The sequence below is a fragment of the Tabrizicola sp. genome (assembly GCF_031377265.1).
In the GTDB taxonomy this organism is placed as follows: Bacteria; Pseudomonadota; Alphaproteobacteria; order Rhodobacterales; family Rhodobacteraceae; genus JAUYQR01.
Genome location: NZ_JANMET010000051.1, coordinates 1 through 18459, shown reverse-complemented (window position 1 = coordinate 18459; position 18459 = coordinate 1). Strand labels below are relative to the sequence as shown.

Here is an 18459-nt window from a genome sequence, read left to right as displayed (position 1 = left end):
CAGCCAGCAGACATCTGCCGCAGGATCTGGGCGCTGGTCGGCCAGCGGCGAGAACGGCAGGATTTCCGCCCCTGCCGCGCGCCAGCCCTGTAGCAGATGCGGGTAGATGAACGAGAACGCCGCATCTCGGGCCAGGGCGATGCGCTGACCCGGAGGGGTCAGGCGAAGCGGTTGGGCCGGACTGGCGGCGGCGCGGGCCGCGCCAAGCAGCGCGTCAAGGTCAAGCCGTTCAGTGACCAGGGCGGCGGCCTGAGTGATCAGCGTCTCCAACCCGGGGTGTTCTTCGGCCTGCACAAGGCCGAGGTGGCGTTCGGGCACCGCGATACTGGCCTGTTTTGGCAGCGCGCCGAACACGGTGATCCCGGCCTCGGCCATGCCATCCCGCACCAGCGCCTCATGCCTTGGGCTGGCGACGCGGTTCAGCACCACGCCTGCGACCGAAACGTTGGCGCGAAAGCTGGCAAGGCCCTTCGCGATGGCGGCGGCGGTCTGCGCCTGCCCCGACACATCGATCACCAGCACCACCGGCCAGCCCATCAGGGCCGCCACATCGGCACTGGCCCCGGTACCGGTGGCCCCCGGCTTTGCCACCCCGTCAAACAGGCCCATCGAGCCTTCGGCCAGCACCAGATCCGCCGCCGCACCATTGCCCGCCAGCCCCGCGATCATGCCCGCAGGCATCGCCCAACTGTCGAGGTTGAAGCTGGCGCGGCCCGAGGCGGCGGTATGGAAGGCGGGGTCGATGTAATCCGGCCCGCTTTTGAACGGTTGCACCTTGAGGCCCCGGTCGCGGAAGGCGCGCAAAAGGCCCAGCATCAGTGTGGTCTTGCCGGTGCCCGAGGCCGGGGCGGAGATCAGCAATCCGGGAGTGGAAGGTCGCGGCGTCATGTGGCGCTACCTGGAAAGCGCGGATCGGTGCCGACGGGGCGATAGCGGCGGTCATAGTCACCAGCGTACAAGCGGCTGTTCTCGAACCCCTCGGCGGCCAGCGCCGGGCCAACAAGGATCAGCGCGGTGCGTTCGACCTCGGCCGGGACGGCGGATGCGAGGGTGCCAAGCGTGGCACGGATGATGCGTTCGTCCGGCCAGCTGGCGCGCCAGACCACGGCAACCGGGCAATCCGGGCCGTAGTGGGGGACAAGGTCGGCGGTGACCTTGTCCAGCAGGTGGATCGACAGGTGCAAGGCCAGCGTGGCCCCGGTGGCCCCGAAGGCGGCCAGGGTTTCGCGCGGCGGCATCTGGGTGGCGCGGCCTTCGGTACGGGTCAGGACGACCGATTGCGCGAGGCCCGGCAACGTCAGTTCGGCCCCCAAGGCAGCAGCCGCAGCGGCAAAGGACGGCACACCGGGCGTCACATCGTAAGGGATGCCCAGCGCGCGCAGCCGGCGCAGCTGTTCCCCCATCGCCGACCAGACCGACAGGTCGCCGGAATGCAGGCGGGCGATGTCATGGCCTGCGGCGTGGGCGGCGGCGATCTCGGCGATGATCTCATCAAGGGACAGGGGGGCGGTGTTGATGATCCGGCAGCCCGGCGGGCAATGCGCAAGGATGGCCTCGGGTATCAGCGAGCCCGCGTAAAGGCAGACCGGTGCTTCGGCGATCAGGTCGCGGCCCCGCAGGGTCAGCAGGTCGGGCGCGCCGGGGCCGGCGCCGATGAAATGCACGGTCATGGGGTGATCCTTTCGGCGATGGCCGCCGTTGCGGTGCCGTCTTGCGATTGCGCGCGCGGGCCAAGCAGGCGCGCGCCGGGGCCGGCGGCGGCAAGGGCGGACGCTTCGGCCAGTGACCCGGTGCCGTAGAGGGCTTTCACCCGCGCTGAATGGGTCAGCACCGGCTGCGCGGCCAGCGCAGCCTTCGGCACGCCGATCACCGGCAGGCCGAGCGTGCGGGCGATGCCCTGCAAACCTACGGCCTTATCCTCAGCGGTGGCGAGGGCGGTGACACCGGCCGCGCCACCGGCACGGGCCAGCGCATCGGCCAGCGCCGCCGCGCTGGCACCCTTGCGAAAGCCGAAACCCGCCACCCTCATCGCACCACACTCCATTGCACGATCGGCAAGGCCGACCGCCAGCCGCGTTTGCCGCCCAAGGGGCTGGCCTCGGCAAGTTCGATGCGCAGCAGATCGCCGCCGTGGCTGGCCGACCACTGCAGCAGCAGCGCCTCGGTTTCCAGGGTGACAGCGTTGGCGACAAGGCGGGTGCCGGGCGGCAGGATATCCCACAGCCGGGTCAACAAGGCCTCGGACGCGCCGCCGCCGATGAACACGGCGTCAGGCCGGGCGAGGGTGGCGAGGCCCTCGGGCGCGCAGTGCTGGTGCAGGGTGTAGCGATGCGATAGGCCGAAGCGGTCGGCATTGGCACGGGCGCGGGTGGCGCGGGTGGTGTCCGCCTCCATCGCGTGACAATGCGCTGCGCCGGCCAGCAGCCATTCGATGCCGATGGAACCGGAGCCAGCGCCGATGTCCCAGAGGGTTTCACCTGCGCGGGGGGCGAGGGCCGACAGGGTCAGCGCGCGGACCGGGCGTTTGGTGATTTGTCCGTCATGGGCGAACAGAGCGTCGGGAAGACCGGAGGCGCGGGGGATGCCTTGGCCTACGGCGTCGATGGCGACGGCGACGGGGGCGGTGATATCGGTCAGATCCATCCTGTGCGCCGTGGCCCTACGGATGCGTTCGCGCGGGCCGCCAAGACATTCCAGAACGGTCAGCGTCGATGCCCCGAAACCGGTGGCGGCAAGGTAAGTGGCCAGTTCCGCCACCGCGGCCGCATCGCGCATCAGGCAGATCGCGCGAGTGCCGCGCCCCAGGATCGGGGTCAGCCGGGTCAGCGGGGCGGCGTGCAGGCCAAGGCAGAGCACCTCTTCCAGCCGCCAGCCGAGGCGGTTAGCGGCCAGCGCAAACGTCGACGGCGCGGGGTGCGACACCCATTCACCGGGCGCGAGGTGCGGGATCAGCGATCCCCCTGCCCCGAACCAGAACGGATCACCTGAAGCCAGCACGACAACGCGCCGCCCGCGCATCGCCAGAACCGGCGCGATGTCGAAGGGCACGCCCCACGGCCGCCCCTCGACCGCCGCCAAGGCCAGGTGGCGGGGACCGCCGAAGATGACTTCGGCACGGGCCAGCGCTTCGTGGCTTGCGGTGGTCAGGCCCGCCGGTCCATCTTCGCCCAGACCGACGATGGTCAGCCAAGGATCAGACATGACGCGCATCCTTCTTCTCGGCGGCACGACAGAAGCGGGGCTGATGGCGCGGGCCATCGCCGATGCGGGGCTGGAAGGCGTCTATTCCTACGCCGGACGCACCGATGCGCCGCTGGGACAGCCGATCCACATGCGGGTGGGCGGCTTTGGCGGGGTGGAAGGGTTGCGCGCCTATCTGGCGGCGGAAGGCATCACCCATGTGATCGACGCCACGCATCCCTTTGCAGCGCAGATGAGCGGCAATGCCGTTGCCGCCTGCGCCGCCATGGACATCCCGTTGATCGCCCTGGAACGCGCACCCTGGGTGGCGGGCGAGGGCGACCGCTGGACCCATCTCGCCGATCTGGGGGCTGCGGCTGCGGCACTGAGCGGGCCTGCCCGGCGGGTGTTCCTCGCCATCGGGCGGCAGCATCTGGCGGCCTTCACGGGCCAGCCGCAGCACCATTACCTTGTCCGTCTGGTCGATGCGCCGGACGCCCCCCTGCCCCTGCCGCAGGTGCGGGTGATCGTGGCGCGCGGGCCGTTCGATATGGCGGGCGACACGGCCTTGATGCGGGACCACGGCACGGACATCGTCGTCGCCAAGAACGCCGGCGGCAAGGGCGCGGTGGCCAAGATCGCGGCGGCACGCGCTTTGGGCCTGCCGGTGCTGATGATCGACCGGCCAGTGATACCGGTGCGCCGCGTGGCGCGAACGGTTGCCGAGGTGATGGGCTGGCTGGATCATCCCGCGCGCCTCGGGGTGTAGATCCAGCGCCCGACCCGACGGGTGGCGCTGTTGCCGACGATCACGACGGTGCGCATGTCGGCCATCTCGGGCGTGGCGTCGCGCAGGGGGACGGTGGTGATCGCCTCGTCGGCGGTGGAGACCGCGCGGGCAAAGGTGATCAGGCGGTCTGGCCCGCATTCCGCGCGCAGCACCGCCAGCGTTTGGGCAAAGGTGTCGGGGCGGCTGGCCGAGCGCGGGTTGTAAAACGCCATGGCGAAATCGGCGCGGGCCGCGTGGCGCAGCCGGGTTTCGATGACTTCCCAAGGTTTGAGGTTGTCGCTGAGGTTGATGCAGCAGAAGTCATGCCCCAAGGGCGCACCGGCGCGCGCGGCGGCGGCCAGCATCGCGGTAATGCCGGGCAGCACGCGGATATCAAGGGCGTGCCACGCGGGCGCGCCCTCCAGCGCCTCGAACACTGCGCTGGCCATCGCGAACACGCCCGGATCACCGGAGGAGACGATGACCACATGCTGGCCAGCGGCGGCCATTGCCAGTGCGGCGCGGGCGCGGTCCATCTCCACCCGGTTGTCGGAGGGGTGCAACGTCAGGCCGGAGCGCGGGGCAATGCGGGCAACATAGGGGATGTAGCCCACAACATCGGTGGCAAGGGCAAGGGCGGCGGTGACTTCGGGGGTCACCATACGGTCGGCGCCGGGGCCGAGGCCTGCAATGACCAAAGACCCTGTCATTGCGCAGCCCCCGAAGCCCTAAAGTCTTCCTCTCTGCAAAAATATCCCACGGGGGGTGATGAGCGATCAGAAATCCTCCAGTGGAGGATTTCCGCGAAGAACGCCCGGCCCGTGGCCGGGACGGGCCGGGGGTGTGAAACCCCCGCTTCCGGTGGCAACCAGGTGCGACAGGTGATCATTCCGGCACCTCGGGGCGGCGGCCGTGGCCATGGACCAGCACGATGGCGAAATACGGGCAATCGGTGGCATCGACGTCGATCAGCCGCGCGATGCGCTGGTTCGGCATGGTGCCGCGTTCGACCAGCCAGGCCGCATCCAGCCGCCCGGCCCGGTCCAGCGCCCGGCGGACGCGGGGCAGATTGCGCCCGGTCTTCATCACCACCAGCGCGTCGGCTTCGGTCATGTGGCGGACAAGGTCGTCTTCGGGCAGCGTGCCCATAAGAACCGTGAGCACGTCATCGCCCCAGGTGATCGGGGTATCCGTCGCCGTCCAGCAGCCGGTCATGCCGGTGATGCCGGGGATCACCTCGACCGGCACGCGGCCTTTCAGGCGGGAATGCAGGTGCATGAAGCTGCCGTAAAAGAACGGGTCGCCCTCACACAGCACCACAACGTCGGTGGTCTGGCACAGGGTTTCCAGACGCAGCGCCCAGTCGTCATAGAAGGTCGCCAGCGCCTGCGTATAGTCAGGGCTGTCGAAGGGAAGTTCGGTGGTGACCGGGTATTCCATCGGGTATTCGGTTACGCCGGGGGCCAGCATCCCCTCGACGATCCGGCGGGCCTGGCCCGGGCGGCCGGCCTTGCGGAAATAGGCGACATGGGCTGCAGCCCCGATGGCGCGGGCGGCGCGCAGGCTCATCAGATCCGGGTCACCTGGGCCGAGGCCCGCGCAGATCACGCGCCCCATGGTCATTCCTTCCGGCTGGCAAGCGCGTTTATCGCGGCCACGGTGATTGCCGACCCGCCGAGGCGGCCTGCGACGATCAGGCTGGGCACGGGCGGGGCCTGCATCAGGGCGTCTTTCGATTCGGCGGCACCGACGAAACCCACCGGACAGCCGATGATGGCAGCGGGGCGCGGGCAGCTGGGGTCCTCCAGCATGTTCAAGAGGTGAAACAGCGCCGTGGGCGCGTTGCCGATGGCCACGACCGCGCCTTGCAGATGGGGCCGCCACAGCTCCACCGCCGCGGCGGAGCGGGTGTTGCCCATGCGCGCGGCAAGCGCGGGCACCGCCGGGTCTTGCAGGGTGCAGATCACCGCGTTGCCCGCAGGCAGGCGCTTGCGGGTGATGCCTTCGCTGACCATGCGCACATCGCACAGGATCGGCGCACCGGCCTCGAGTGCCGCACGGGCGGCGATGGCCATGCCGGGGCTGAAGCGGATGTGCGGCGCAAGGTCCACCATCCCGGCAGCGTGGATCATGCGGACGGCGACCACCTCTTCCTCGGGCGTGAAGCGGGCGAGGTCGGCCTCGGCCCGGATCATGGCAAAGCTTTGCAGGTAGATCGCAGCGCCGTCGGTTTCATAAAGATGCGGCATTGGGGTCTTTCAGGGCAGCGGCAATCAGGTGAGGTGGCAGATCGGTCAGGTGTGGCGCCCCCGAGGCGGTGCCGTTTCGGATCAGATTATAGCCGGAGGACGTGGCAACCAGCGTGATCGGGGCCAGGCCGGGATGGGCGCACCCCTTTGCGCAGCCCGAGACATGCAAGCTGTGGTTGACGAAAGGCGCCAGCATCCGGGCCAGATCACGGGTTGGCCCCAGCGCCTGCGGGCAACCGGGCGCGCCGGTGCAGGCCGTGACCCGCAGCAAGGGATCATCAGGCGTGGTGATCAGGTCGGGAAGGTCGGGGGCGATGTCCGCTCCCGCGATCAGCAGCATACGCCAGGGCGTCAGGCGCAGATCGCGGCCAAGGGCGGCAAGACCCGCAAGGGTGGCAGCCTGCATCTGGCCGAAGGCAAAGGCCACCAGCGCGCCTTGCGGAACCGCACCGGGCAGCGGTAGCGGCAAGGGCGGGGCAGCGGCAAGCGCAAAGCCATCCGGCAGATCGGCCCGCGCCAGATGCGCGGCCATCCGCCCCCGGCCTTCGGGCGCGCCGCCGGTGGCCAGGAACCATCGGGTCAGCGCAAGGGCCGCATCGATCGCAGTACCTTCGGTGACCGCTTTGCCCAAGGCGTGGCCATCTGGGCGCAGGATCAGCTGGCCAGACATGTCCCGCTCCAGCCGGATATCGGCGGGGGTGTCGTGCAGGACAGGGTTTGGCCCGGTGTCTATGGCAAAACCGAACTTGCCCGGCAGCGGCGGCGCTGCGGCCAAGGCTGCGGCAAACCGGGAGGCGAGGGGTTGCGTGCCGTCCCCCGGCTGCCAGAACGGGGTCACCACGATGTTGCGCGCGGTTTCGGTGGCAATGTCGGGGTCGATCAGGCCGAGGGCCGACAGGTCGTCGATCAGCGCCGCATGCGCCTCGGGCCGCACGCCGCGCAGTTGCAGGTTGGCGCGCGACGACAGATCGAGAATTCCGTTCCCATGGGCCAAGGATGCCTTGGCGATCCCGGCGGCCTGCGCGGGCGTCAGCATTCCGCCGGGGGGGCGGATGCGCACCAGCCAGCCATCGCCCGATTGCATGGGCCGCAGGGCCCCGGGGCACCAGCCCTTGATTTGGGGGCCCTTGATCTCGTGGCTTTTGATCTCTGGCGCACTCATGCCAGCGCCGATGCAATGGAGTTGCGCCGCGTGATCCACAGACCCGCATCGCGCAGACGCTGAAAGATATCCTCCATCGCGGCCAGCGCGCCGGGGTTTTCGTGGGCAAGAAACGCGCGCAGATCGTCGCGGCCCAGCGTCGCCGTGTGGTAGAGGTCGAACAGATGCGGCGGCACCACCTGGGCCAGATGCGCGAAGGCGGCCATGTGGTCCAGCGTGGCGGCGATCTCGGCGGCACCCCGGTAGCCGTGGCGCATCATTCCATCCGCCCAATCGGGGTTGGCGGCACGGGCGCGCACGACGCGGGCGATCTCCTCGGTCAGGGTGCGGGCGCGGGGGGTGTCTGGCCTTGTGGCGTCAAGGTGGTAGAGCGTGGGCGCCTGCCCGCCAAGGCGCGCCACGGCGGCGGCGAAGCCGGCCTCATGCGCGGCATAATCGGCTGCCATCAGCACATCGGTTTCGGGCAGGTCTTGGGGGTGGACAAAGCTGTCGGCGGCCAGCACCCGCGCCGCCAGCGCCTTGCGGTTTTCAGTCGATTGCCCGTCGATGCCGATGGCCCAGCTGGAGGATTTCAGCCACGCCTCGCCCGCATCGGCGCGGGCCTCGTCGGTGAAGGTATCGGCGGCGGTGCCCATGCCAAGGCCGTATTGGCCGGGCTGCGGGCCAAAGACGCGGGGCGCGCGCAGGGTATAGGGGTTGTCCTGCGCCGTTTCCTCGCGGCTGGCCAGCGCCTCGGCCCCCGCCTCGAACAGTTGCGCCAGACCGGGAAAGACGTCGCGGAACAGGCCCGAGACGCGCAGCGTGACATCAATGCGCGGGCGGCCCAGCAGGGCCAGCGGGATCACCTCGAACCCCGAAACGCGGGCAGAACCATCGTCCCAGCGTGGCGCAAGGCCCGCCAGATGCATTGCCATGGCGAATTCCTCGCCCGCCGTGCGCATGGTGGCCGACCCCCAGAGATCCACCACCAGACCGCGTGGATAGTCACCTTGGTCCTGCAGGTGGCGGCGGATCAGCTCTTCGGCCAGCTTCACGCCCTGGGCATGGGCGTTGCGCGACGGCACCGCGCGCGGATCGACGCTGAACAGGTTGCGCCCGGTGGGCAGAACGTCGGAGCGGCCCCGGTAGGGCGACCCCGCCGGGCCGGGGGCGACGCGGCGGCCGGCAAGGGAGGCCAGCATCCCCTCACGCTCGCCCGCGCCCTGCCCCAGGATGTGCAGGCCATGGCCGAACTGGCTTTCCTTGATGTCGCAGACGAAACGGTCGATCCGGGTGATCGCCTCGGCGGGGGTGGCATCGGGCGGCAGGCCCAGATCGGCGGCCACGCCGGAGGCCTGCGCCTCATCGCGGATGCTGGCGATCAGGCGGTTGCGGCGGGCGGGGTCAAGGCCATCAGCGGTGGAGTATTCATCCAGCAACCGTTCGAGGGTGGAGAGCGCCGTGGGCAGGCTAGAGGCAACCATCGGCGGCGGCAGATGGCCCAGCGTCAGCGCGCCGATCCGGCGTTTGGCCTGCGCGGCCTCACCGGGGTCGTTGACGATGAAGGGGTAGATCACCGGGACAGCCCCGATCAGCGCCTCGGGCCAGCAGGCGTCCGACAAGGCCACCGATTTTCCGGGCAGCCATTCCAAGGTGCCATGCGCACCCATGTGGATCAGCGCGTGGGGGTTTTGCGCGCGCAGCCAGAGGTAGAAGGCGACGTAGGCGTGGCGCGGGGTGCGGGCGAGGTCGTGATACTCGGCATCCCGGGTGTCGATGTCGCCGCGTTCTGGCTGCAGCGCGATCAGGGCGCGGCCCCGGCGGGTGGCGGCAAAGTGAAACGCTCCGTCGCGGTGGGCGGGATCATCTTCCGGCACGCCCCAGGCGGCCAGCGCCTCTTGCAGCGATTGCGGCAGCGTGGCCAGCGCGGCGCGATAAGCGCTGAGCGGCCAGGCGATGGTCTGGGTCAGCGCCAGCGGCAGGGGCGGGCCTGACGGCGTGTGATAGCCTTGCGCGGCAAGATCGGCCAGCAGCGCCTCGGTCGAGGCCAGCGCGTCAAGCCCGACGGCATGGGCCATCTGGTGGCTGCGGCCGGGATAGGTGGACAGGATCAACGCCAGCTCACGCCCGGGCGCCGGGGTGGTGGCGAGACGGTGCCACGCGCTGATCTTTGCCACCACGGCCGCAATCCGGGCGGCATCGGCGCGGTGGGCAAAGCGCGAAAACTGCAGGTCGGGGTCACGCTTGCCGGGGGATTTGAAGCTGACAAGGCCCGCGAACAGGCGACCGTCCACCTCGGGCAACACCACATGCATGGCCAGATCGGCTGGCGACAGACCCCGGTCGGACGCCGCCCAGTCGCGCTTGCGGGCGGTGGACAGCGCCACCTGAAACGCCGGGCAGTCGGCGACGTCGAAGGGGGTGGTGCCGTCTTCGGCCTGGGCCGAAAAGGCGGTGGCATTCAGGATGGCCACGGGGGGATGCGCGGTGATGTGGGCCCGCAGCCAACCCGCCACGCCGGGGGACTTGAGGCTGGGGGCGAAGGCGCCATAGGCAGCAAAGCCCGCCACGCGCAGGGCAGTGATCAGGGCGTCGATCGGGGCGGTGTCGGCGGCGGTCAGGTAAGAGCGGTAAAAGGTGACAAGCACATTGCTATCGCGGCCATCGGGTGCCGCGATGACGCCGTGGTCGGGGTCATAGAACCCCATGTCGGGCACGGTCTTGTCGCCCCCCACCGGCCCCGCATAAAGCCCCGCCGCCAGCGCCAGCTGCGCCAGGGCGGCCTGTGCGGCGACCGCGCCACCCGCATCGCACAGCGCCTGCAGACGGCGCAGGGTGGAGACGGGCAGCGTCGACAGCGCATCCAGCCGCGCATCGGGGCGGCCATCGGCGGGCAGCACCGCCAGCGCCATGCCGCGACGGCGGGCAAGGTCTTGCAGCGTGGCAAGCCCGTAAGGCCAATAGGCCTCGCCGCCGATCACCCGGACGAGGATGGCCTTGGCCCCGGCAAGGGTCTTCTCGGCATAGGTATCGACGGACAGGGGGTGCTTCAGCGCGATCAGATTGCCCAGCCGCACCGAGGGCAGGCTGGCCCGCCCACGCTGCCATCCCGCCGCGAAAGCACCCAGGTCACTGTCGGAAAACGACAGCACCACCAGATCGGCCGGGTCCTGACCCAGGTCGAACGGGGTGTCCGTTTCCTCAAGCCCATGGCTTTCACGGAAGACGACATGCATGGCGTGTCAGGCCCCCAGCACGGCGCGGATGGCGGCCTCGTCAATGTCGGCATGTTCGGCGATGACCACCAGCTGTGACAGGCGGGGGCTGCTGCCCCAAGGCCGGTCATACTGGCTGCGCACGCGCGCGCCCACCGCCTGCACCAAAAGGCGCATCGGCTTGTCCGCTACGGCCACATGGCCCTTCACCCGCAGGATCTTTTGCTCGTTGGCCAGCCGGATGATGGCGGCGGTCAGCGCCTCGGGGTCGGTCACTTCGGGCAGGTCGATCACGACGGTGTTGAAATCGTCATGCTCGTGGTCATCCTCGCCGTCGTGATGCGAGGGGCGGGCGGCGATGTCATCCTCGGCGGCGGCGTTCAGACCAAGGATCACGCGCGGGTCGATCACGCCTTCGGTCATCGCCAGCATCGGGACGGTCCGGGTCAACTCGGCGCTGATCACCACGCGGGCGGCGGCAAGGCCGGCCTCACCCGCCAGATCGGCCTTGGACAATAGGATCAGGTCGGCGCAGAGGATCTGATCCTCGAACACCTCGGACAGCGGGGTTTCGTGGTCAATGCTGGGATCGGCGGCGCGCTGGGCATCCACCGCCGCCACATCGGGGGCAAAGCGGCCGGCGGCCACCGCCTCGGCATCGGCCAGCGCGATCACGCCGTCCACCGTGATGCGCGAGCGGATCGCGGGCCAGTCGAAAGCCTTGAGCAGAGGTTTCGGCAGGGCAAGGCCGGAGGTTTCGATGATGATGTGATCGGGGCGGGTGGGCAGCGCCATCAGCGCCTCGATCGTCGGGATGAAGTCTTCGGCCACAGTGCAGCAGATGCAGCCGTTGGCCAGCTCGACGATGTTTTCCACCGGGCAATTGGCATCGGCGCAGGATTTCAGGATGTCACCGTCAACGCCGAGAGTGCCAAATTCATTGACCAGGATCGCCAGGCGCTTGCCCTGCGGGTTGGCCATCAGGTGGCGGATCAGGGTCGTCTTGCCCGCCCCCAGAAAGCCGGTGATCACGGTCACGGGGATCTTGTTCAGCGAGTTCATTCGGCGGCCTCATCTAGGGGGATTTGGGGCGGGATACGGGCGATGCTTTGTTTGCGGAAGATCACGGGACGGTCGCGCCAGACGACGATACCGTCACTGGTGGCGGCATACTTGGCCGCACCCTCAAGGATTTCGGCGGCGTTCTCGGGGCCAAGGCGGCCATAGACATAGGACCACGCGCCCGGCATCGACAGCGACACCGCGCAGCCGGTGTTGCAGGCCGACAAGCATTCGACCCCGACGATGCGCACCCCGTCTGGCGCGCCTGCGGCCAGCAAGGCCGTATGCAACTGGGCGCCGGGGGCGGGCATGCCTTCGGGCACGGGCTCGCCCCGTTTGCAGGTGGTGCAGACATAAAGCGTGGCAGTCATGCACAGTCCTTGGCTTTGGCGGTGGGGAAAGGGCCAGAGAGGGATGCGAATTGCATCCTTCTGCCGGTCGCGGAACACCCCGTCCGCCGGTTCAGTCACATGTGCTGGCAGGTCTCCCGGCTTGCGGATTCTGGGCTTCCCCAACGGTCCCTTGCCTTCCCGTACCTTGCGGCCAGTGGCATCAGGGACCTTTCCGGTCACGGTCGCGGGGGCGGCTGCGCTTTGGGGGCCAAGTTCGTCAGGCGGCCCTCTGTCGCATTCCCTCTTCGCCTGTCATAAACAGGAACCAACACCAGATCACCTGAGGCATGATACCCTGCCTTGTCAAGGACACCACCGACCATGACCGAAGACGTAACGACACCAGATGCCGAGGCGGACCTCGCCCGCCATGCCTCGAAGATGGCCAAGAAGAAGGCCGCGCGCGACAAGATCATGGCGGGGAAAGAGGGTCAGAAGGGCTTGATCATCGTCCATACCGGGGCGGGGAAAGGAAAATCCTCCAGCGGTTTCGGGATGATCCTGCGCTGCATCGCGCATGAGATGCCCTGCGCGGTGGTGCAGTTCATCAAGGGGGCGTGGGATACCGGCGAGCGGCGTCTGTTGACGACGAATTTCGCCGACATGTGCCAGTTTCACGCAATGGGCGAAGGCTTTACCTGGGAGACGCAAGACAAGACGCGTGACATTGCAGCGGCGCGGGCAGGTTGGGAAAAGGCGAAAGAACTGATCCGCGATCCGGCGATCCGGCTGGTGCTGCTGGACGAGATCAACATCGCGCTGCGCTATGATTATCTTGATCTGGACGAGGTGCTGGCGTTCCTGGCGGCGGAAAAGCCGCCCCTGACGCATGTCGTGCTGACCGGGCGCAACGCCAAGGAGGCGCTGATCGAGGCGGCGGATCTGGTGACCGAGATGACGCTGATCAAGCACCCGTTCCGGTCCGGCATCAAGGCGCAGGCCGGGGTGGAGTTCTGAGCCATTGACCTGAGACAGGATGCCGCCCTCGGGGGAATCGAGCCCCGCTCGGCCGGCGTTTCCACGGAAAGCGACTGCGGGTTCGCCTGATCCCCGTGCGCAGGACCGGGGGTTTTCCACCCCCGGACCCCCGGAGGATATTTCTCAGAGAGGAAGCCACCAATAGGGTTCGGACACCCCGCCGCCCGTCGAGCCGGCCGGCGGGGCGTCTTCCCCTCTGACGGTCATCGGCGTCCCCGCCTGTACCGCCCTCTCACTATGGGTGGAGAGGGTTAAGGCGCAGTTAACTCGATGGTTTTCCTCTCTGGAGAAGTATCCTCGGGGGGCGGGACCGCGGCTCGCGGTCCCGGAGGGGGGCAGACGGCCCCCCCGTTGCAGCCTTGGTCAGGAGGCCAGCGCCAACAGGCCCGGGCAATCGACGTGGGTTTCCAGATGGTCAGCCAAGGCGTCGAGCGTGCGGTCCACGGTTGAGTCATAGCCCGTGTTGCCCGGAGTTGCCCCGAGATCGGCGAGGAAGCGGCGACGAAAACCGTCAGCGGCAAACATGCCATGCAAGTAGCTGCCCATAACCCGCCCATCCGGTCTTATGGCGCCTTCCGGCTGCCCTGCCACATCGAACAACGGCGTCGCACGATCGGGGCCGTCGGTGCGCCCGATATGGATCTCGTAGCCGCGTACCGGCGCCCCTGACGCGATATGGGTGGCCATGGTTTCCGTCACCCGCTTATCGGCGTTCATGACGGTAGCCACGTTAAGCAGGCCAAGGCCGGGAACAGATCCCGCAGGGCCTTCGATGCCTTGAGGGTCGGCGATGGTTTGGCCCAGCATTTGATAGCCGCCGCAAAGACCCAGGACGCGCGCGCCGCGGCGCAGGGCTGCGGCAAGGTCAATATCCCAACCCTGCGCACGCAAATAGGCAAGGTCGGCGATGGTGGCCTTGCTGCCCGGCAGGATGATCAGGTCGGCCTCGACCGGCAACGGGCGACCCGCAGGGATCATCTGCAAGGTGACGCCCGGTTCCTGCGCGAGAGGATCGAGGTCATCGAAGTTGGCAATCCGCGACAATTGCGGCACGGCGATGAGAAAGCTGCCTGTGCCCCGCGATCCGGCCAGATCAGCGGCATCCTCGGCGGGCAGGCGGTGGGCTTCGGCAAACCAGGGAACCACGCCGAAACCAGGCCAGCCGGTACGGTCCTTGATGAACTGGTAGCCATCATCGAACAGGCGGGGATCGCCGCGGAACTTGTTGACCATGAAGCCGCGGATCATCGCCGCATCTTCCGGGTCGATCACGGCTTGGGTGCCCACCAGTTGCGCGATTACCCCGCCCCGGTCGATATCGCCCACCAGCACCACGGGCACCCCGGCGGCGCGCGCAAAGCCCATGTTGGCGATATCGCCCGCGCGCAGGTTCACTTCGGCTGGGCTGCCCGCGCCTTCGACGATGACGATGTCAGCCTCAGCGCAGAGGCGGCCAAAGCTGTCCAGCACAGGGGCCATCAGATCGGGTTTCAGCCGGGCATAATCCCGCGCCCGGACTGTGGTGAGCCGCTGACCCTGGACAATGACCTGAGCACCGGTTTCGGATTCCGGCTTCAGCAGCACCGGGTTCATGTGGACCGTAGGGGCCACGCCAGCCGCGCGCGCCTGCAAGGCCTGTGCACGGCCGATCTCGCCCCCCGTTGCCACGGCGGCATTGTTCGACATGTTCTGCGGTTTGAACGGGCGCACGGCCAACCCCTGGCGGGCGAAGACCCGACACAAGCCCGCCACCAGCAAGGATTTGCCCACGTTGGAACCCGCCCCTTGGATCATCAGCCTCGCGGTCACCGGAAGAGGTCCTTTAGCGTGAAGCCTGAAACGCACTTTGGGTAGCAGGCCCCTGAGAAAGATCGAAAGGCGTTCATCGACTGTGTCTACTCTGCTTGTCCGCTGCGTCTCGAACAATTCGCGGTTACAGACGCGGCCTATCCTGCAAATGACATAGCGTTGATTGCAAACTCCGTCGATGCCCGCGAACGACATGCTAGCGCGGAAAACCACGGCTTCGCAGGGCAGCATCGGGGTTCACCCGGCCGGAATACCCAGCTCCGCAAGCCTGATGCGGAAGTAATCTACTGTATGTTCCAACCCTTGCTGCAACGAAACGCTTGGCTGCCAGTGCAACAGGCGTTCCGCAAGGGCTGCATCCGGCTGTCGCTGGCGCGGGTCGTCCTGGGGCAGGTCCTTGAAGACGATGTCCGCGGACCTGCCCACAATCGCCATCACAGACTGCGCCAACTGGCGGATCGTGAATTCCTGGGGGTTGCCCAGATTGACCGGTCCGGTCACCTCCGGCCCGGTTTCCATCAGGCGAATGCAGCCGTCCACCACATCGTCAACATAGCAGAACGACCGGGTTTGCGACCCGTCGCCGTAGATCGTGATCGGCTCGCCCTTCAAGGCCTGCACCACGAAGTTCGATACGACGCGACCATCTGCATGATGCATCCGGGGGCCATAGGTATTGAACAGCCGCACGACCTTGATCTCGGTCCGATGCATGCGATGGTAGTCGAAAAACAACGTCTCCGCACAGCGCTTGCCTTCGTCATAGCAGGCCCGAGGACCAATCGGATTCACGCTGCCCCAATAGCTTTCGGGCTGCGGATGAACCAGAGGGTCGCCGTAGACCTCGCTGGTGGATGCCTGGAAGATCTTGCACTTCAACCGCTTGGCCAGACCCAGCATGTTGATCGCGCCAAGAACCGAGGTCTTGGTGGTCTGTACCGGATCGTGTTGATAATGCACTGGCGACGCCGGGCAGGCGAGGTTGTAGATTTCGTCGACTTCGACATACAGCGGAAAGGTCACGTCATGGCGCAGGAATTCGAACCGCGGATGGCCCAGCAAGTGTTCGATGTTGCGCTTCGTGCCGGTGAACAGGTTATCCGCACAGATGATCTCGTGCCCCTGGGCCAATAAACGGTCGATCAGGTGCGAGCCGATGAACCCCGCTCCGCCGGTAACGAGAATCCGTTTCTGGCTGTCGTAAAGTCGAACCAAATCAATTCCTTTCGTGCAAGCACGAGTGAGGCTGTTCTCTCAGGTCAGAGGCATGAACTTGTGACCACCGGCCCCAAACCAAGTGCAGACTAGCGGAACAGTCGGTTCCTCCGGGGTCCAAGTCAACCGTCAACCTTTGTCAAGCACTCTGCTCGTGGCGCGCAACACTGTCATGCGGCAACTGCTGGCTGTTGGTTTGATGTTGGCGGACCGGCGAACGATCGATTGCGTCGTCAAGACCGGTACCAGCAACAGTAAGCGAGTCGGCAGAAACCCGGCTGACTGCCAGTTTTGCTGCATCGGCGGCACTGTGCTGGAGGCTTTAGTGGTGGCGAGGGGGGCCACCGAACTACCGTCTGCCATTGTCTCATTGAGCCTCGTTTTGTCCTTGTTTTATTGATACTAAGTTCGGTTCCCTGTAGCAATTGATCTTAGGGCAGATCAGGCAATCCCACCGAAAGCGGCGGGAAAATCGGTGGAGTGACAAGGATGGGTAGCTTTACGGACAGAGGCGCGAAGGGGCAACTGGCCCCTGGCGTGCATGCGGACGGCGACGGGCTTTATCTGTCCGTGTCGTCGACCGACTCCCGTTCATGGATCTTTCGTGGCACGATCAAGGGCAGGACAACGGGAACGGGGAAGCCCTACCGAGTCGAGGTCGGCCTGGGGTCTCTCAAGGACATTGGCCTTGCGGAGGCTCGCGAACAGGCCGCGCAAATGCGCAAACAATGCCGAGTTGGGGTCAACCCGCTGGATGAGAAGCATCGCGAGCGGCAGACGTTCGAGCAGGCGGCGCGGCAGCTTCACGCGAAGGAGGCCCCCACATGGGCCAATAGCCATTCCAAGCGCTGGCTATCTTGCCTTGAGGTCTACGCCTTCCCCAAGATCGGCAACCGCCCGATTGAGGACATTCGCAGGCCCGATGTTGTCGGGGTTCTGGAGCCGCTTTGGCGCAGTCGGCACGAGACCGCCCGAAAGCTGAAAATCCGGGTAGCGCAGGTGATCGACTATGCCACTGACCGTGGCCAGTACCATGAGGCAAACCCGGCGCGCGGCACGATCCGCTCTCTTGATACCTTCGACCGCACGGCGGTCCACATGGCCGCCCTGCATTGGCGCGACCTGCCCGACTTCATGGCGCAACTGTCCGAGCGCGAGGGCGTCTCGGCCCGCGCCCTGGCGTTCGCCATCCTGACTTGCGCACGTAGCGGTGAAATCCGGGGCGCGACTTGGGGAGAGATCGACGAGAAGGTCGGAGTGTGGACTGTGCCAGCCGAACGGATGAAGGCGCGACGGGCCCACCGGGTGCCGCTCTCCGAGGCCGCGCTTGCTGTGCTGGCCAAGGTTAGGGGCCTCGATTCAAACCTCATTTTTCCGAGCGCCCAGCGCGACAAGGATGGCAACGCCAAGATCATGTCTGACATGGCCTTCAAGGCCCTCTACGGACGAATGAAGGTCGACCGGATCACGACCCATGGCTTCCGCTCGACGTTCCGCGACTGGTGCAGCGAAAGCGCCCGTGCCGACTTCGAGATTGCCGAGGCTGCCCTTGCCCATTCTGTGGGAACCACTGTCGAGCGGGCCTACGCGCGCTCGGACTTGTTCGAGAGACGGCGCGACCTGATGGAGGGTTGGGCGCGGTATGCGACCGGGCAGGCCGGGCAAGTTGTCCAACTGGTGCGCGCGTGACGTCAGAACTTGAGGCAGAACTGAACAGGATCGGATGGGCGCGAGTCGACCCTTGGCGGCGGGTTTGGCTGGCAACGTCGTTCAAGCCCGATGGCGGGTTGGTCGCACCGAGTTCGCGGGCCGCCAAGGACTTAGCCGCGAAGCATCGCAGCCTTTGCCTTTCTATTGTCGCGGCTGTCGAGGGATTGACCGCGTTGTCAGATGAAACGCGCACGTCGATCAACCTGGATTCGACTGCGCCAGATCAGCGAGATGGTGGCTGGCCCGATCATGTTGGCTTGGCAGTCGAAGCGCTTCACGCTATTTGCCCCGGGCTTCTGCGCTGGGCGGAGTACTTGGAGCATGAGGCGGGCAAGGCCAAGCTTGGGCGTCCCAGGAAAGAGCCCGCCTTTCGGATCGCCGCTGCGTTGGCCGAGGTTCACCTGATTGGGAAAGGGAAAGTGCCGAAGATCGGACGACTTGCTGACGGAAGCGGGCCAAGCGGTGTCTATGGGAAGACCGTGGCAAACGTCTGCATGCTATTGGGCATCAACGTTGCGGACGTGGTGCCCCATTGCAAGCGGGCCATCAACGACCTGACGCCAGACCGAATTGCCGCGATCCGCACAGCTACCAATTCCCCATCCCTCTCGCTGTTTGCCGCGAATGGAAAAACTCGCCCGCTGACGCGCCTTTTCTCCATTTAGACGGGACGGGACAAGCCTGACGCCCTTTGCGGCAGATGAAACCGCTAGAGGCTCTCCGATGACGACGCCCGAAC

At 67.0% G+C, this 18459-nt stretch carries 18 protein-coding genes and 1 riboswitch; of the genes, 5 read left to right on the top strand and 13 right to left on the bottom strand.

All coding sequences use genetic code 11. The features are described 5' to 3' along the window. The 4 genes from RMO18_RS03065 to cbiE all read right to left on the bottom strand — a co-directional run. On the bottom strand, nt 1–888 hold an 888-nt coding region (locus tag RMO18_RS03065; RefSeq protein WP_309663855.1), incomplete at its 3' end, for a cobyrinate a,c-diamide synthase. Further along, nucleotides 885–1670 (bottom strand): precorrin-4 C(11)-methyltransferase, encoded by a 786-nt coding sequence (gene cobM / locus RMO18_RS03060; RefSeq protein WP_309663854.1) that lies wholly within the window; start codon nt 1668–1670, stop codon nt 885–887. The genes cobM and RMO18_RS03065, both read right to left, overlap by 4 nt. Next, nucleotides 1667–2029 carry a cobalamin biosynthesis protein gene (locus tag RMO18_RS03055; protein WP_309663853.1) on the bottom strand — a complete coding sequence of 121 codons (363 nt, stop codon included), beginning with the start codon at nt 2027–2029 and terminating at the stop codon, nt 1667–1669. Before RMO18_RS03055 ends, cobM begins: the two co-directional genes overlap by 4 nt. Then, nucleotides 2026–3201, bottom strand: a complete 1176-nt coding sequence (cbiE, locus tag RMO18_RS03050; protein ID WP_309663852.1) for a precorrin-6y C5,15-methyltransferase (decarboxylating) subunit CbiE — start codon at nt 3199–3201, stop codon at nt 2026–2028. The genes RMO18_RS03055 and cbiE overlap by 4 nt, the downstream gene beginning before the upstream one ends. Between cbiE and RMO18_RS03045 the strand changes: the two genes are divergently transcribed. Then, entirely contained in the window at nt 3200–3949 is a 750-nt protein-coding gene (locus tag RMO18_RS03045; protein WP_309663851.1) for a cobalt-precorrin-6A reductase, read from the top strand. The two genes, cbiE and RMO18_RS03045, sit on opposite strands and share 2 nt — an antisense overlap. On the opposite strand, the gene cobJ is transcribed toward RMO18_RS03045, so the two are convergent. The 7 genes from cobJ to RMO18_RS03010 form a co-directional block, all read right to left on the bottom strand. Continuing rightward, nucleotides 3925–4659: a precorrin-3B C(17)-methyltransferase gene (gene cobJ, locus RMO18_RS03040; RefSeq protein WP_309663850.1), complete on the bottom strand. Its 735-nt coding sequence runs from the start codon at nt 4657–4659 to the stop codon at nt 3925–3927. The genes RMO18_RS03045 and cobJ overlap by 25 nt on opposite strands. A gap of 175 nt (nt 4660–4834) precedes the next feature. Further along, nucleotides 4835–5566 carry a precorrin-2 C(20)-methyltransferase gene (locus tag RMO18_RS03035; protein WP_309663857.1) on the bottom strand — a complete coding sequence of 244 codons (732 nt, stop codon included), beginning with the start codon at nt 5564–5566 and terminating at the stop codon, nt 4835–4837. A gap of 2 nt (nt 5567–5568) precedes the next feature. Continuing rightward, on the bottom strand, nt 5569–6198 hold the full coding sequence (locus RMO18_RS03030) for a precorrin-8X methylmutase (RefSeq protein ID WP_309663849.1): 630 nt from the start codon (nt 6196–6198) through the stop codon (nt 5569–5571). Beyond that, nucleotides 6182–7360, bottom strand: coding sequence for a precorrin-3B synthase (cobG, locus tag RMO18_RS03025; protein WP_309663848.1), 1179 nt, complete (start codon nt 7358–7360; stop codon nt 6182–6184). Before cobG ends, RMO18_RS03030 begins: the two co-directional genes overlap by 17 nt. Continuing rightward, nucleotides 7357–10575 (bottom strand): cobaltochelatase subunit CobN, encoded by a 3219-nt coding sequence (gene cobN, locus RMO18_RS03020; protein WP_309663847.1) that lies wholly within the window; start codon nt 10573–10575, stop codon nt 7357–7359. The genes cobG and cobN overlap by 4 nt, the downstream gene beginning before the upstream one ends. Before the next feature lie 6 nt (nt 10576–10581). Next, nucleotides 10582–11616, bottom strand: coding sequence for a cobalamin biosynthesis protein CobW (cobW, locus tag RMO18_RS03015; RefSeq protein WP_309663846.1), 1035 nt, complete (start codon nt 11614–11616; stop codon nt 10582–10584). Next, nucleotides 11613–11987: a DUF1636 domain-containing protein gene (locus tag RMO18_RS03010; protein WP_309663845.1), complete on the bottom strand. Its 375-nt coding sequence runs from the start codon at nt 11985–11987 to the stop codon at nt 11613–11615. Before RMO18_RS03010 ends, cobW begins: the two co-directional genes overlap by 4 nt. Nucleotides 11988–12075: 88 nt before the next feature. Next, nucleotides 12076–12293: riboswitch (cobalamin riboswitch) on the bottom strand. A 36-nt stretch (nt 12294–12329) separates the two neighbouring features. On the opposite strand from RMO18_RS03010, the gene cobO reads away from it, so the two are divergent. Then, nucleotides 12330–12965, top strand: coding sequence for a cob(I)yrinic acid a,c-diamide adenosyltransferase (gene cobO / locus RMO18_RS03005; protein WP_309663844.1), 636 nt, complete (start codon nt 12330–12332; stop codon nt 12963–12965). A gap of 384 nt (nt 12966–13349) precedes the next feature. Here the strand turns inward: cobO and RMO18_RS03000 are convergent, their stop codons facing one another. Next, entirely contained in the window at nt 13350–14780 is a 1431-nt protein-coding gene (locus RMO18_RS03000; protein ID WP_309663856.1) for a cobyric acid synthase, read from the bottom strand. A 252-nt stretch (nt 14781–15032) separates the two neighbouring features. Next, nucleotides 15033–16010, bottom strand: coding sequence for an SDR family oxidoreductase (locus RMO18_RS02995; RefSeq protein ID WP_309663843.1), 978 nt, complete (start codon nt 16008–16010; stop codon nt 15033–15035). Between the two features lie 172 nt (nt 16011–16182). Here RMO18_RS02995 and RMO18_RS02990 point away from each other — a divergent pair, with 172 nt between their 5' ends. From RMO18_RS02990 to RMO18_RS02980, 3 genes are all read left to right on the top strand, one after another. Beyond that, on the top strand, nt 16183–16410 hold the full coding sequence (locus RMO18_RS02990) for a hypothetical protein (RefSeq protein ID WP_309663842.1): 228 nt from the start codon (nt 16183–16185) through the stop codon (nt 16408–16410). Nucleotides 16411–16499: 89 nt separating this feature from the next. Further along, nucleotides 16500–17699 (top strand): phage integrase central domain-containing protein, encoded by a 1200-nt coding sequence (locus tag RMO18_RS02985; RefSeq protein ID WP_309663841.1) that lies wholly within the window; start codon nt 16500–16502, stop codon nt 17697–17699. Continuing rightward, nucleotides 17696–18385 (top strand): hypothetical protein, encoded by a 690-nt coding sequence (locus tag RMO18_RS02980; RefSeq protein ID WP_309663840.1) that lies wholly within the window; start codon nt 17696–17698, stop codon nt 18383–18385. Before RMO18_RS02985 ends, RMO18_RS02980 begins: the two co-directional genes overlap by 4 nt. Nucleotides 18386–18459 lie beyond the last annotated feature (74 nt).

Coding starts and splice junctions, on each gene's coding strand:
- cbiE (WP_309663852.1), bottom strand. CDS start 3,201: ATGTCTGATCCTTGGCTGACCATCGTCGGTCTGGGCGAAGATGGACCG.
- RMO18_RS03035 (WP_309663857.1), bottom strand. CDS start 5,566: ATGGGGCGCGTGATCTGCGCGGGCCTCGGCCCAGGTGACCCGGATCTG.
- RMO18_RS02990 (WP_309663842.1), top strand. CDS start 16,183: ATGCGGCAACTGCTGGCTGTTGGTTTGATGTTGGCGGACCGGCGAACG.
- cobW (WP_309663846.1), bottom strand. CDS start 11,616: ATGAACTCGCTGAACAAGATCCCCGTGACCGTGATCACCGGCTTTCTG.
- cobJ (WP_309663850.1), bottom strand. CDS start 4,659: ATGACAGGGTCTTTGGTCATTGCAGGCCTCGGCCCCGGCGCCGACCGT.
- cobO (WP_309663844.1), top strand. CDS start 12,330: ATGACCGAAGACGTAACGACACCAGATGCCGAGGCGGACCTCGCCCGC.
- RMO18_RS03045 (WP_309663851.1), top strand. CDS start 3,200: ATGACGCGCATCCTTCTTCTCGGCGGCACGACAGAAGCGGGGCTGATG.
- RMO18_RS03000 (WP_309663856.1), bottom strand. CDS start 14,780: ATGATCCAAGGGGCGGGTTCCAACGTGGGCAAATCCTTGCTGGTGGCG.
- cobG (WP_309663848.1), bottom strand. CDS start 7,360: ATGAGTGCGCCAGAGATCAAAAGCCACGAGATCAAGGGCCCCCAAATC.
- RMO18_RS02985 (WP_309663841.1), top strand. CDS start 16,500: ATGGGTAGCTTTACGGACAGAGGCGCGAAGGGGCAACTGGCCCCTGGC.
- RMO18_RS03030 (WP_309663849.1), bottom strand. CDS start 6,198: ATGCCGCATCTTTATGAAACCGACGGCGCTGCGATCTACCTGCAAAGC.
- RMO18_RS03055 (WP_309663853.1), bottom strand. CDS start 2,029: ATGAGGGTGGCGGGTTTCGGCTTTCGCAAGGGTGCCAGCGCGGCGGCG.
- cobN (WP_309663847.1), bottom strand. CDS start 10,575: ATGCATGTCGTCTTCCGTGAAAGCCATGGGCTTGAGGAAACGGACACC.
- cobM (WP_309663854.1), bottom strand. CDS start 1,670: ATGACCGTGCATTTCATCGGCGCCGGCCCCGGCGCGCCCGACCTGCTG.
- RMO18_RS03010 (WP_309663845.1), bottom strand. CDS start 11,987: ATGACTGCCACGCTTTATGTCTGCACCACCTGCAAACGGGGCGAGCCC.